Origin of the sequence: Geobacillus sp. C56-T2, from assembly GCF_007829715.1 — a bacterium.
Taxonomy (GTDB): Bacteria; Bacillota; Bacilli; order Bacillales; family Anoxybacillaceae; genus Geobacillus; species Geobacillus icigianus.
In genome coordinates this window covers 3,199,975-3,212,287 of the sequence record NZ_VJWB01000001.1, presented here as the reverse complement: position 1 = coordinate 3,212,287, position 12,313 = coordinate 3,199,975, and the positions used below count along the sequence as shown (strand labels likewise).

The following is a 12,313-nucleotide window of genomic DNA, read 5'->3' as shown; positions in this document are numbered from 1 at the left end:
GTTGCTTGTCTTTTAAATGAATTGAAGTGAAAATTCGGAAATTTTATTTTATAATATTCATCATAGGCAAAGAGGAAAAGAGGGGGGAACGTGATGACAAGGGAAGAAATCAAACGACTCGTTGATGAAGTGAAAGCGGACGTCATCGCTTGGCGCCGCCATCTGCACGCCCATCCTGAATTGTCGTTCAAAGAGGAGAAAACGGCGCAGTTTGTTTTCGAGACGCTGCAATCGTTCGGCCACCTTGAGCTTTCGCGGCCGACGAAAACGAGCGTGATGGCGCGGCTTGTCGGCAAGCAGCCCGGGCGGGTCGTCGCCATTCGCGCCGATATGGACGCGCTGCCGATTCAAGAGGAAAACACGTTTGAATTTGCGTCAAAACATCCCGGAGTCATGCATGCGTGCGGCCATGACGGTCATACGGCGATGTTGCTTGGAACGGCGAAAATTTTTTCCCAGCTGCGCGATGCCATCCGCGGCGAGATTCGCTTTTTGTTCCAACATGCGGAAGAACTGTTCCCGGGCGGGGCGGAAGAGATGGTGCAAGCGGGCGTCATGGACGGGGTCGATGTCGTCATCGGCACGCATCTTTGGTCGCCGCTGGAGCGCGGAAAAGTCGGCATTGTGTACGGGCCGATGATGGCCGCACCGGACCGCTTTTTCATTCGCATTATCGGCAAAGGCGGCCACGGGGCCATGCCGCATCAAACGATCGATGCCATCGCCATCGGGGCGCAAGTCGTGACGAACTTGCAGCACATCGTCTCGCGCTACGTCGATCCGCTCGAGCCGCTCGTCGTATCCGTGACGCAATTTGTCGCCGGCACGGCGCATAACGTCCTGCCCGGAGAGGTGGAAATCCAAGGGACAGTGCGCACATTTGACGACACGTTGCGGCGCACGGTGCCGCAATGGATGGAGCGCATTGTCAAAGGCGTTACCGAAGCGCACGGCGCCTCGTACGAGTTCCAGTTTGACTACGGCTATCGCCCGGTGATCAACCATGACGAAGTGACCCGCGTCATTGAGGAAACAGCGCGCGAACTGTTGGGCGACGAAGCCGTCGCCCGCTTGAAACCGAACATGGGTGGCGAAGATTTCTCCGCCTTCTTGCAAAAAGCGCCGGGCAGCTTCTTTTACGTCGGCGCCCGAAACGAAGAAAAAGGCATCGTGTACCCGCATCACCACCCGCGCTTTACGATCGACGAAGACGCACTCGAGATCGGCGTGCAGCTGTTTGTCGGCGCAACGTTGAAATTGTTGGCGGAAGCGGAATAACCGGTTCCGCCTTTCGCCCATTAGAAAGCGAGGCCGATGTTTTGGTGAATCTATCCTGAAAATACCCGAATTCCAAAATGCGTAAAGTTCCAGCATTCAACATAAGGACATTTTCATCCTTACGATGGTGACGAAAATGTTTCGTCATGGAAGTCTCTATGATTGATTCAACTTTGCTATCTGAAGGAGATTAGATGAAAGGACTAGGCGATTTTGACGATTTTTGTGATCATTGCTGGGTCAGAGTTTTGGCTGTAAAGGTGATGAACAAAGTCGCCATCCAGCGTGGCAAAGTAGTCATAATGGTGGTAGGTTGCGATGGCATAGTGCAAAGCATCATATGCTTCGAGTTGCAAAAGTCGCATTTGAGCCAAGGCTAAATCTTGAATGTTAGCATCTGTGTAGAGAAATTCAACTTGGAAACTTTCTCTTAAATGAGATAAAAATTCGTTATACCGATTGATTGCGTTGTTGTAAAAAATCTGAAGCTTGTCTCTTTGGGAGGGATAGCTCGTTTTAACCGACTTGATCAACTGTGAAACGTTAATCGAGAAATTTGTTTTGTAGAAGTTGCTGATTTGTTTTTTCAAAACGGTGTGGAGGAATGATATGCTTTCGTGCAATTCTTTAGGGAGATGGTTGTGATGTGATGCCGAAGGCCGATGGGATTGACTGCGGTGATACGTTTCTAGCGGCAACAATACCTCTTGGATGAATAAGTTATGCACCACCTCTCCAAATACATGGGTGCTTATCCCTAATTTATGAATCCCTTCATGATCCCACTTTTGGAGGATCTCACATACTTTATCTCCCCTTGGGTCATCAGAGTCCATATAGGACAAAATAAAACAAGCATCAATGTAGATAGACGCTTGTCCAAAATTTTCATTTAAAACTTCTTGATAGGTCATGACAAACGACATGCGAAACTACCTTCCTTGTTTGTATATGTCCACCAATTTTTTCCTAAATGGAGCAGGTTTGGCCAGCTTTTTTCGTAACTCAGCAAAAGAAAGGTTCTTGTCCGGCTGATTGTTCATATGTTGAGAACAAGACAATGACACGTTCATTTTCTCTAAAGCAGGGGGCACGCGAATCACCTCACTTCGCCTTCTTTCTAAAAATTATAGTACTGGCTCGAAAGAATGTACAGATTTTTCCTTTACTACTATACCCGCGTTGAGCCCAACATAAACGGGGGGAAATTTTCTCTTGAGGAAGGACTTCGCTGGATGGAGGGAATTTTTTAAACGGAGAAGGTTCCTTCTTTAGGTTCAAACCTAGATGATTTTCCAACCACGATCGTTTTCCCCGCTTTAAAAAAAGAAAATGGAAAACTATCGCCATCCTTGTTATGATGGTAAAGGATTTCGCGGACAAGGCGCCTGCTTTCGTTGGTTGTTTGGATGCCTTGCTTTTTCAGTAAAAAGGTGGTTGGTAGGTGAAAACGATGAGAGACTTTCTCTCCCGCTGGCTCCCTGTCATGCTTTGGTGTCTCGTCATTTACACGTTTAGCGAGTCTTCCTGGTTCACCGGAGCGAATACCGCTCACGTCTTGCAAGTGATTCTCTCGTATTGGCCGTTTGGCGGCGGGGAGGAGGAAGGTCCTTCGTTCTTGAACTTCCTCATTCGCAAAGCGGCGCATTTGACCGAATTCGGCATTTTGGCTGTGTTGGTCTGGCGGGCGCTGTTCCCGAGGCGGGCATCGTATATCGGCGCCTGGCTGTTTGCGACCGCTTATGCCGCAACCGATGAATGGCATCAATCGTTTGAGCCAGGGCGGACGGCGACGCTGAAAGATGTGGCGATCGACTCGTGCGGGGCGCTGATCGCTTTAGTCATCGTGTTTTTTTGTCGCCGTTGGCGGAAAGCGAGGCATCGTTCGCTCGAGCGCGGCGTATGATATAATAACAAACTCTCCCAACGTATAGGCCGGGAAGAAAAGGGGAATAATGGAAAATAACTAGTTTCAAAGAAAAGGGAGAGAGGGCCATGGTCGCGTTTATCGCCGGAATGTTTGTCGGTTCGTCTGTGATGCTTGTCATCATGAGTATAATGGCGGCGGCCAAACAGGCGGATGAAGCGAGCGAGCGGTGGAAAAAAGAATAGCGAACAACACTCCTTGCGGCGGGCAAGGAGTTTTTCATGATGGAAAAACGCCCTGAGTTTGCCAAGATCTATTTTTGGCTCGGAGCGAGCATGGTATAATACAAATGCACGGTTTACGCAGGGTGGGCAGTGGCCACTCCCTTGATGAAAGGGGGGCTGCTGGATTGATGACTGTTGCGGAGGCGTTGTCCTTAATGATTTCTTTTGCGTCGCTTGTCGTGGCAGTCATTGCGGTGTCAAAAGAGAAGTAACCCACCCTGCTCGGCCTAGGTGAGGGTGGGTTGCTCCTGCTCGTTTCCGGGCCACTGCACTTCTTGCAGCAGCCGTGCGTGTTGGTTAGGGCATTGACAGTTGTCAATGTCCTGTTTTTTATCCTATGCTTTCCTATATCTTATTATAACCGTGATCTAGGGAAATCACAACACGGTCCATATGGAAAAGAGCGGATACATGGTGGAAGATCAAGAAAAAAACTTGATGGCGTGCAAAAAATAAGATATACTATGTGTAACCGGTTACACATAGATAGAAAAGAAGGAATTGAACATGGCAACAATTCGTGATGTGGCAAAGCGTGCAGGTGTCTCCGTCGCCACCGTATCGCGGGTGTTGAATCAAAATGGATACGTGAATGAGGAAACGGAAAGACGGGTCAGACAGGCGATGAAAGAGCTCAATTATAAGCCGAATGAAGTGGCGAGAGCGCTGTTTAAAAAGACATCGAAAACAGTCGGACTCATTGTCCCTGATATTACCAATCCGTTCTTTCCCGAACTCGTTCGCGCGGTGGAAGATGTGATGAATATTTATGACTATACGGTCATTCTATGCAATTCCGACGAGAAGCCCGAAAAAGAGCGGGAATACATTGAAGTGCTGAAGCAAAAATATGTCGATGGCGTCATTTTAACCACAAATCAGTTGGCGCCGGAAGAAGTCGAGGAATGGGATGTTCCGATTGTCGTGCTCGACCGTCCGCTACATGAACGGTATCCGTCGGTGGTTGCGGACAACTACGGAGGAGCTCGTTTAGCGACGCGGCATTTGTATGAAGTGGGCTGTCGGCGGATTGCCCATATTCAAGGGCCCACCCATGTGGTGAACGCCATGGAGCGTTTCCGCGGCTATCAAGATGAAATGAAGGAGCTGGGGCTAGGGGATCGCCAGCTCGTCATTCAAGGGAATTACCAGTTGAAGCAGGCGAAAGAAGCGGTGATGGTTGCGTTGGCTGAACATGATATGGACGGGATCTTTGCCGGCAACGACGCGATGGCGGTCGGTGCATTGAAAGCGGTTCAGCAATGCGGGCTGCGGGTTCCGGATGATATTGCGATTATTGGCTACGACGGCATCCCGCTGACGGAAATGACAACACCCGAACTATCGACCGTGTCTCAGCCTATTTATGACATGGGAGCGATGGCGGCAAGAATTTTAATCAAACAAATTGAGGGAAAGCCCCTTGAAAAGCTCCATTATCAACTTCCGGTTCAACTGATGGTGCGGCAGTCGACGTCAAGGAGGGAATTGACTTGAACAAACCAACCATTACGGTGATCGGCAGCCTCAACATGGACTTAGTCACTGTGGCGGCGCGGTTTCCAAACCAAGGAGAGACGATTTTAGGCGAACAGTTTCTCACCACTCCCGGCGGCAAAGGGGCGAACCAGGCGGTGGCCGCCGCCCGCCTCGGCGCCGATGTGCGGATGATTGGCGCGGTGGGGGATGATGCGTTTGGTCAAGAGCTCATCCGTTCGTTGCAAAATGAAGGCGTTTCCGTCGATTGTGTGAAATCGGTTACACATCAACGTACCGGCATTGCTGCGATTACGATTTCGCAACAGGACAACCGCATTATTGTCGTCCCTGGGGCGAATCATGCGCTGACGCCGGAGGATCTGGATCCATATGAATCCGTGATCGCCGAAAGCGATGTGTGCTTACTGCAGCTGGAAATCCCGCTTCCTGTTGTGGAGCGGGCCGTTTCGATCGCGCATCGCCACGGCGTGCGCGTCATCGTGAACCCAGCTCCAGCCCAGCCGCTGCCGCTCGTGGTGCTCGAGCAGGCGAGTTTCTTGACGCCGAATGAACATGAACGGACTATTTTGTTTGACAAGATGGACGAAGAAGCGTTTGCCGATAAGCTGATTGTCACCGAAGGGGCAAAAGGGGTGCGCATTTGGCAAGATGGACAAGAACGGCTCATTCCAAGTTTCCAAGTTCCCGTCGTGGATACGACGGGCGCGGGCGATACGTTTAACGGGGCACTTGCCGTGGCGCTGGCGGAAGGGAAGGCGCTTCATGAAGCGTGCCGATTTGCCAATGCGGCTGCGGCTCTGTCCGTGACAAAAATCGGGGCGCAGGCTGGGATGCCGAGACGAGAGGAGGTGGAATCATTTTTGGCCGAACAGGAACGAAGTCAATGAGGCAAAAAGTCGATGTGCTACTGGTCAACCCGACGGACTCAAGCGCTGTCACGTCTGCGATTGAATCCACCAACAGCGCCAACATCCCGGTCATTACCGTCGACCGCAGCGTGGACGGCGGGAAAGTGGTCACCCATATCGCTTCTGACAATGTGGCAGGAGGAAAAATGGCGGCGCAATTTATCGTCGACCACTTGAAAAACGGCGGAAACATTGTGGAATTGGAAGGGATTCCGGGCTCCTCGGCCGCACGTGAACGGGGAGAAGGATTCCACCAAGTGATCGACAAATGTAAATTATCACTTTATTTCGGAACAAAAGAGCCATTTTTTTGCACATTCCTTCAGAAAGCCCTCTCCCCTTTTCTGAAAGAATGTGCTAAATTTTTTGTGAATTATTTCGGAAGAGAAAATCCATCGATTCAGAGGAGGGGGAGGAGGACGTGATTCAATTTCATGACTTTGGCATTGACGTCCAAACGTATGCAGAGCGTGGAAAAGAAAACGACTTCCCTCTTCTGACACAGTGTCCGCATTGCCGGGCCAAGCGCTCGTTGCACCGCCACGGCTACTATGAGCGAAACGCATTGACCCCACATGGTGATTATCGCATTTGGATTGTCCGGTATCGCTGTCGGGAATGCTTGAAGACGGTGAGTGTGCTGCCTTCCTTTCTCCTCCCGTATTTTCAGTATACGTTGTCCGCCATATGGCAAGTCGTGAAAGAGCAGTTGGGATTGACCGAGGGGACGAACCGGGCTCCGTTTCTCCCGACAAAGGACGGCATCATCTTTTATGTCCGGCGGTTCTGCCGAAACCTATCAAACCTTCACAGCTTTTTTGCGAGGCGGTGGAGGATCATAGGCCCTATCGTGAAAAAAGAAAAGGAACGGGCTTCCTGGTGGATCCGGACGTTGGAGAAACACGGTCTCTATTCGGTCATCAGAGACATGTGGAAGGACGGATTCCGACCCCCTTTTGCGAATCAAATGGGATCCTGATTTTACATACATATCCTAAATTGGAATGGTTGAGGTTCCCACAAACCTTTCCTATCGACGGAGAAAAAGCGATCCGGTACGATAAGGGCAGACGGACCGGAACGGTCCTGATTCCAAGTGAGACAAGGAGGAGATTCGAATGGATGAGTCGACGAGACACGACATTACCCTGTTTCGGTACGGGCTAATCGCTCCGTTGGTGAATGGGCAGGTGGAACCGAAGGCGTATCTGAAAGAGGTGAGCGAGCGAGTGCACCATGTTCCCCACCAAGGCGACAAACGAATCGCAGCCAAGACGATCCTCGATTGGTGCACCCGATACAAAAAAGGGGGCTTTGACGCCTTAAAGCCGAAGCGCCGTTCGGACCGCGGCCACTCAAGGCGTCTGTCGCCCGATGATGAGGATCATATTTTAGCCCTAAGAAAAGAACATCCCACCATGCCCGTGACGGTGTTCTACGAACACCTGATCGAGCAGGGGGAAATCCCAAAAAACCATATCTCTTACTTTACTATATACCGATTGTTGAAAAAACACAACCTTGTCGGGAAAGAAATCTTGCCCATGCCGGAGCGAAAGCGCTTTGCGTATGACCAGATCAATGAGCTTTGGCAAGGGGACTTATCCCATGGACCAACGATTCGAGTCAATGGGAAAGCCCAGAAAACGTTTTTGATCGCCTATATCGATGACTGCTCGCGGTTGGTGCCGTACGTATAGTTTCCCTTCGGAGAAGTTTGACGGGCTGCGGGTCGTCACAAAGGAAGCGGTGATTCGTTGCGGGAAGCCGAAACGCATTTACTCGGACAACGGGAACATTGATCGATCCGAGGTGCTGCAGTATGCGTGCGCCGAGATGGGGATTACGCTCATCCACACCCAGCCGTATGACCCGCAAAGCAAAGGGAAAATCGAACGGTTCTTCCGCACCGTACAGACGCGGTTTTATCCGCTGTTGGAGCTGAATCCGTCAAAGTCGCTTGACGAGTTGAACGAGCGGTTTGGGAAGTGGCTTGAAGAAGAGGATCACCGAAAACCGCACGCCTCGCTGGACGGAAAAACGCCGCATGAGGTGTTTCAATCGCAAGTGCATCTCGTGTCGTTCATCGAAGATGGCGATTGGCTGGATGCGATTTTTCTGAAGCGGGAGCAACGCAAGGTCAAAGCCGATGGAACGATCACCTTGAACAAGCAGCTGTATGAAGTGCCGCCCCGGTTCATTGGGCAATCGATTGAACTCCGCTATGACGAACGGGGCGTCTATGTGTACGAAGATGGAAGGAAGGTGGCGGAGGCCGTTCGGGTTCGTTTGGAGGACAACGCCTATGTAAAACGCCATCGGTCCCCGTTTGCGGCGATTCCGGCGAAGGAGGGAGAACACGGTGTATAAATCGTTTTACTCCCTTTCGCGGGAGCCGTTTGCGAAAGAAACAGACCCGTCCGAGGCGTATCAAGGGGCGCCGTTTCAGGAAGCGTTGCGGGCGCTGGAGTACGTGAAACGAACCCGGGGGATCGGGCTGTTGATCGGAGAGCCGGGGGCGGGCAAGACGTTCGCCCTTCGGGCGCTGAAAGAATCATTGAATCCATCATTGTATCATGTCGTCTACTTTCCGTTATCCACCGGAGGCGTGATGGATTTTTACCGTGGTTTGGCCTTGGGATTAGGAGAGGAACCGAAGTACCGCAAGGTAGACCTCTTCCGCCAAATCCAGCAGGCGATCGAGCGATTGTATCATGAACGGCGGATCACGCCGGTGTTCATTTTGGACGAGATGCATTTAGCGAAGGATGCATTTTTACAGGACATCGCGATCTTGTTCAACTTTGAGATGGATTCGACCAACCCATTTGTCTTGATTTTGGCCGGGCTGCCCCATTTACAGGGGAAGCTGCGGCTCAATCAGCACCGCCCTCTCGATCAGCGGATCATCATGCGATACCGGATGGGGCCGCTGGAGAAGGAAGAGGTGGCGGGCTACATCAAGCATCGGATGAAACAGGCCGGGGCGAAGCATCCGATCTTCACCCCATCGGCGTTAGAGGCGATTGCCCTGCAGTCGCGGGGATGGCCTCGGGTGATCAACACGTTGGCCACGACGTGCCTGTTATACGGGTATCAGCTGAAAAAGGACGCCATTGACGAAGAAATGGTGCGCATGGCCGCAGAGGAAATGGGGTATTAGCACGAAAGGGGCCGAATCGGCCTCTTTTGTGCTTTCTCTTTTCCATAGGTCCATCAGGCGCGCTGGAAATCTTCATCTGAAAGAGCGTGCAAACGTTCCGAAAGAATGTGCAAAATCTGGAACAATCCGCAAAAATTTTGCACATTATTTCCGAATCCGCCTGAAATAATTTGAAAAAGGGATTCTGAAATAATGTGCTAATTTACAATAGAGAAACATTCGCATGTACTATGTTGTGGGCGATTTGGCTCTAGCCATGAAAAAAGCCATTTCATGAGCGTGTTCAGGGGCTGTGCATAGGGTTGATTCTTTTCACGTGAAGCCTTCCGCAGCTAATTTTTCTCCCATAGCTCGGCTTGCAGATTGAGCCCACAGGATCTTTGCCGGAAGTGCCGCAACGCCTACGGTGTGCAGGATGTGTTGTATGTATAGTATTATTTTTAAAAACTGTAGATGAGCATTTTTCATTACAGTAATTTCCATTCCCTAAGAGACAAACAGGGTCCCCCTTAGGCGACATGGAGCTGTTTTTTAATCACATCAATGGGAATATCTTGTTTTGCGGCGTCATAGATGAACTCGACGACGCTGTGCCCTTTCCGAGACCGAAGAAGCTCCAGGCCGGAAGAGAGGTCTTGTTGAGATTCCGCGATGCTGTATACGCAGGCGAACAGCACCACGGCCCAATACCGTTTCACCGCCCGAATGTGACGAACACGGTATCCATCGAGCTTCAGCTGGTCTTTGGCCTGCCGGAAAAAGCATTCGATCGTCCAGCGCTGGGCATAGTAACGCAAGATCTCTTCATCGCCTAGCTCCCGGTCGGTGCTCAAGACAACATGGAGATGATCTGGCGTCATCGGTTCATCCGCCTTCCAAGCCAGCAGCACCACCGCGTCATCGAGGCCATGGATCGCTCCCTCGTAGCGATACACGCGGTAACGCTCCTTCCCCACCGTGACGAGGCGGGTGTCGTTGGGCTCGATATAGCGGGCGAACTTCTTCGCTTGGATGGCGATGCCTTTCGGATAGAGAATCCGGTTCGTCTTGAGCATGGCGATGACATGGAATCCTTGTTTCAGGCAGGCTTCGATGAGCGCTTGGGACGGATACCACGAATCCATGAGCACATACACCGGCTGAGCCCGTTTCCCCTTGAGCGAGGAAAGCATCTCGATCGCTAGGTCGATCTTGCTTCTTCCCGCCGTCTTGTCATACAGACGAAAGGCGAACGGAAACGCTTGCGAGAAAGTATGCACCATCAGCCAAACGAGCGAATGCCCCCAAACGGATTGATGATCTTTGTGCGAGTAGTGCCAATCACACCCTTGAATGGCGCGGGCAGCCCGTGACGAAGGCTTCGTTTTTGACAAATCGTATCATCGATCGAAACAAAAAGGGGTTGATTCTCCCGTTTGGCTAGGCGTTCGATCTGGCGAAGGATCCATTCTTGCAGCTTCTCAAGCAGTTTTTCCTCGTTCCAAGAGCTTTTCGTGAAAAAGTGGCTCAGTGTTGTTCGATGATTCGGATGAAAACTCCAGTACCGGACATCCGTCAATGTCCCCGAAAATCCCTTGAGGGTTGGTGAAAAACGGTTGTTTCTTTTGAGCAATGGGGGAGCGTTTGAAAGACGATCCCGATGCGACAAGGCTTTTCTATTTGAGAAACAGGCTTGATAAGCGACTTGCTCCCTTAAATCACCGGCCTCCTTGGTAGTCAAGGCGTCGACAAGGTAAACGAGATGCTTGATGACCGGCTTCGAGAAATAAAGCGCCAATCCCAGCGTCATGAAAAACTTGTGGATTCCTTGATGATGTGCTAATCTATTCATGAGACATGAACCTCCTTGTGGGTAGTTGGTGGTACATCTATTCTAACCAAGGAATCGGGTTCATGTCTCCTTTTTTATTTGGTTGTAAATTTATGTTAGCGAATTTGCTCATCTACAGTTAACTGTGTTTTTCATGGTGATATATTATGTTGATGTCTCCCTTATTTTTCAAGTTATAGTACTGAGTACTATTATCACTCTAGGTGTGAGCATAAATGTTTATATAAATACACGAGTGTTGATTATCCAAAATTATACATACGCCTTCCATAAATTTGGGCATACTCAAACAAAGCAGCGGCCATCCCGGATTTCCAATCGAGAGGAAGCTGCCCAGAGAAAAAACGGCGAACGAACGAAATGAAGGAAAGAGAGACGTTCGTCTGTTTTTTGGTTTGATCATACAGCCATCGCAGCAACACATACGCGATGAACGCCGCAAACAGTTGGTTGTATACCGCATTTTCCGTCGTGCCAAACAAGGTCGGGACATTCAGATATTGCTTCACCCAACGGAAAAAGACCTCAACAGTCCAACGTTGTTGGTACATGTCGGCAATGGTTTCCGCAGACGCATGGAAGAGGTTCGTCACGACCCGAATGTCGCGGCCATTCGCATCTCGAAAGATCACCACCCGGTGACGCTTGGTGGAGCGGCATTGTTTCGTCCCCAACTGGCACGTGAAGTCGGCTTGAACCGATGAGGATGTGCTGGAAAGGCGTTTCAAGCTTTTTTTCTGATGAAGTTCGATGTTGTCCTTCATCCGAATGACAAAGAGCTGATGCTGCTCCACAAATCGATCGAGGCGTTCGATTTTGAAATACGCCCGGTCTTCCACCAGCACTTGTTGAGCGTTCGTCAACTGTTCTCCCACCGGGCCATCATGACGCAGTCCGATGGTTTCCACCACGTCTGCCGGCAACGAGGATTCCGGCGAATACGCGACGTGCAGCTTCACTCCGGCGCGTTCGCCGTGATACGGCGCCCATGGCAGGCGGTTTTTCCCGACCGTGACGGTCGTCGAATCCACCACCCGAAGCGGTTTGGGAAACCGAAGCGAACGGCGGGTTTGGCGGTTGCACTTGGAAATGATCAACGCCAACAAGCGTTTCATGATGTCATAGGGAACTTCTTTCGCTTTCTTGGATACAGTTGAATAATGGAATCGCGGCAATCCATACAGAGGCCCCACATCGGCTCCGTGGCGAAAGCTTTTCCATTGATGCATGGCGGCCAGCAGGAAGAAGTGAATCAACTCGCGCAACGTAAAGGTTCGAGACGAATCACGATACCCAACCGCTTCGGCAATCAGTTGAATCTCTTCATCCGAAAGTGTGAGTAAAATATTTGTGGGTGACGTTCAGGAAGGATCCCCGACGAGGGTTGCGAACTTTTGTTCGCGACGCTCGTCGGGGCCACCAAGCGAAGCGCGGTAGGAAAAAAGCGAATTTCATGCAAAAAGGACTCTCTCCCTGCTATGA

General features: G+C 50.8%; 10 protein-coding genes and 4 pseudogenes. 10 read left to right on the top strand and 4 right to left on the bottom strand.

Going from position 1 to position 12,313, the window contains the following annotated elements; translation table 11 throughout:
• Nucleotides 1-93: 93 nt before the first annotated feature.
• Nucleotides 94-1,278 carry a M20 family metallopeptidase gene (locus GC56T2_RS15985; protein WP_144976552.1) on the top strand — a complete coding sequence of 395 codons (1,185 nt, stop codon included), beginning with the start codon at nucleotides 94-96 and terminating at the stop codon, nucleotides 1,276-1,278.
• 203 nt (nucleotides 1,279-1,481) lie between these two features.
• Here the strand turns inward: GC56T2_RS15985 and GC56T2_RS18230 are convergent, their stop codons facing one another.
• Complete coding sequence (locus GC56T2_RS18230) at nucleotides 1,482-2,204, bottom strand: PIN domain-containing protein (RefSeq protein ID WP_255516112.1); 723 nt, start codon at nucleotides 2,202-2,204, stop codon at nucleotides 1,482-1,484.
• Nucleotides 2,205-2,731: 527 nt separating this feature from the next.
• Here GC56T2_RS18230 and GC56T2_RS15975 point away from each other — a divergent pair.
• The 9 genes and pseudogenes from GC56T2_RS15975 to GC56T2_RS15940 all read left to right on the top strand — a co-directional run bounded on the left by GC56T2_RS15975 (nucleotide 2,732) and on the right by GC56T2_RS15940 (nucleotide 9,000).
• Complete coding sequence (locus GC56T2_RS15975) at nucleotides 2,732-3,184, top strand: VanZ family protein (protein ID WP_144977422.1); 453 nt, start codon at nucleotides 2,732-2,734, stop codon at nucleotides 3,182-3,184.
• An 89-nt stretch (nucleotides 3,185-3,273) separates the two neighbouring features.
• Entirely contained in the window at nucleotides 3,274-3,390 is a 117-nt protein-coding gene (locus GC56T2_RS15970; protein WP_144976550.1) for a DUF3789 domain-containing protein, read from the top strand.
• A gap of 104 nt (nucleotides 3,391-3,494) precedes the next feature.
• Complete coding sequence (locus GC56T2_RS18400; RefSeq protein ID WP_368732067.1) at nucleotides 3,495-3,641, top strand: putative holin-like toxin; 147 nt, start codon at nucleotides 3,495-3,497, stop codon at nucleotides 3,639-3,641.
• A gap of 295 nt (nucleotides 3,642-3,936) precedes the next feature.
• Complete coding sequence (locus GC56T2_RS15965; RefSeq protein WP_144976548.1) at nucleotides 3,937-4,926, top strand: LacI family DNA-binding transcriptional regulator; 990 nt, start codon at nucleotides 3,937-3,939, stop codon at nucleotides 4,924-4,926.
• Nucleotides 4,923-5,816 (top strand): ribokinase, encoded by an 894-nt coding sequence (rbsK, locus tag GC56T2_RS15960; RefSeq protein WP_144976546.1) that lies wholly within the window; start codon nucleotides 4,923-4,925, stop codon nucleotides 5,814-5,816. Before GC56T2_RS15965 ends, rbsK begins: the two co-directional genes overlap by 4 nt.
• Nucleotides 5,813-6,106: pseudogene (locus GC56T2_RS15955) on the top strand (substrate-binding domain-containing protein); the annotation flags it as partial. The gene rbsK and the pseudogene GC56T2_RS15955, both read left to right, overlap by 4 nt.
• 152 nt (nucleotides 6,107-6,258) lie before the next feature.
• Nucleotides 6,259-6,816, top strand: a complete 558-nt coding sequence (locus GC56T2_RS15950) for a DUF6431 domain-containing protein (protein ID WP_144976544.1) — start codon at nucleotides 6,259-6,261, stop codon at nucleotides 6,814-6,816.
• 139 nt (nucleotides 6,817-6,955) lie between these two features.
• Nucleotides 6,956-8,207, top strand: a pseudogene (locus tag GC56T2_RS15945) (IS481 family transposase).
• A complete protein-coding gene (locus tag GC56T2_RS15940) occupies nucleotides 8,200-9,000 on the top strand; it encodes an ExeA family protein (RefSeq protein WP_031406797.1) in 801 nt (266 codons plus the stop codon). The pseudogene GC56T2_RS15945 and the gene GC56T2_RS15940 overlap by 8 nt, the downstream one beginning before the upstream one ends.
• 509 nt (nucleotides 9,001-9,509) lie before the next feature.
• Here the strand turns inward: GC56T2_RS15940 and GC56T2_RS15930 are convergent.
• The 3 genes and pseudogenes from GC56T2_RS15930 to GC56T2_RS15925 form a co-directional block, all read right to left on the bottom strand.
• A pseudogene (locus GC56T2_RS15930) lies at nucleotides 9,510-10,576 on the bottom strand (IS701 family transposase); the annotation flags it as partial.
• A 135-nt stretch (nucleotides 10,577-10,711) separates the two neighbouring features.
• Nucleotides 10,712-10,831, bottom strand: a pseudogene (locus GC56T2_RS18395) (IS701 family transposase); the annotation flags it as partial.
• A 242-nt stretch (nucleotides 10,832-11,073) separates the two neighbouring features.
• The gene (locus tag GC56T2_RS15925; protein ID WP_144976542.1) at nucleotides 11,074-12,177 is read right to left on the bottom strand and encodes an IS4-like element IS5377 family transposase; all 1,104 of its coding nucleotides are present in this window, start codon (nucleotides 12,175-12,177) and stop codon (nucleotides 11,074-11,076) included.
• Nucleotides 12,178-12,313: the final 136 nt, after the last annotated feature.

Coding starts and splice junctions, on each gene's coding strand:
- GC56T2_RS18400 (WP_368732067.1), top strand. CDS start 3,495: ATGCACGGTTTACGCAGGGTGGGCAGTGGCCACTCCCTTGATGAAAGG.
- GC56T2_RS15965 (WP_144976548.1), top strand. CDS start 3,937: ATGGCAACAATTCGTGATGTGGCAAAGCGTGCAGGTGTCTCCGTCGCC.
- GC56T2_RS18230 (WP_255516112.1), bottom strand. CDS start 2,204: ATGTCGTTTGTCATGACCTATCAAGAAGTTTTAAATGAAAATTTTGGA.
- GC56T2_RS15985 (WP_144976552.1), top strand. CDS start 94: ATGACAAGGGAAGAAATCAAACGACTCGTTGATGAAGTGAAAGCGGAC.
- GC56T2_RS15975 (WP_144977422.1), top strand. CDS start 2,732: ATGAGAGACTTTCTCTCCCGCTGGCTCCCTGTCATGCTTTGGTGTCTC.
- GC56T2_RS15970 (WP_144976550.1), top strand. CDS start 3,274: ATGGTCGCGTTTATCGCCGGAATGTTTGTCGGTTCGTCTGTGATGCTT.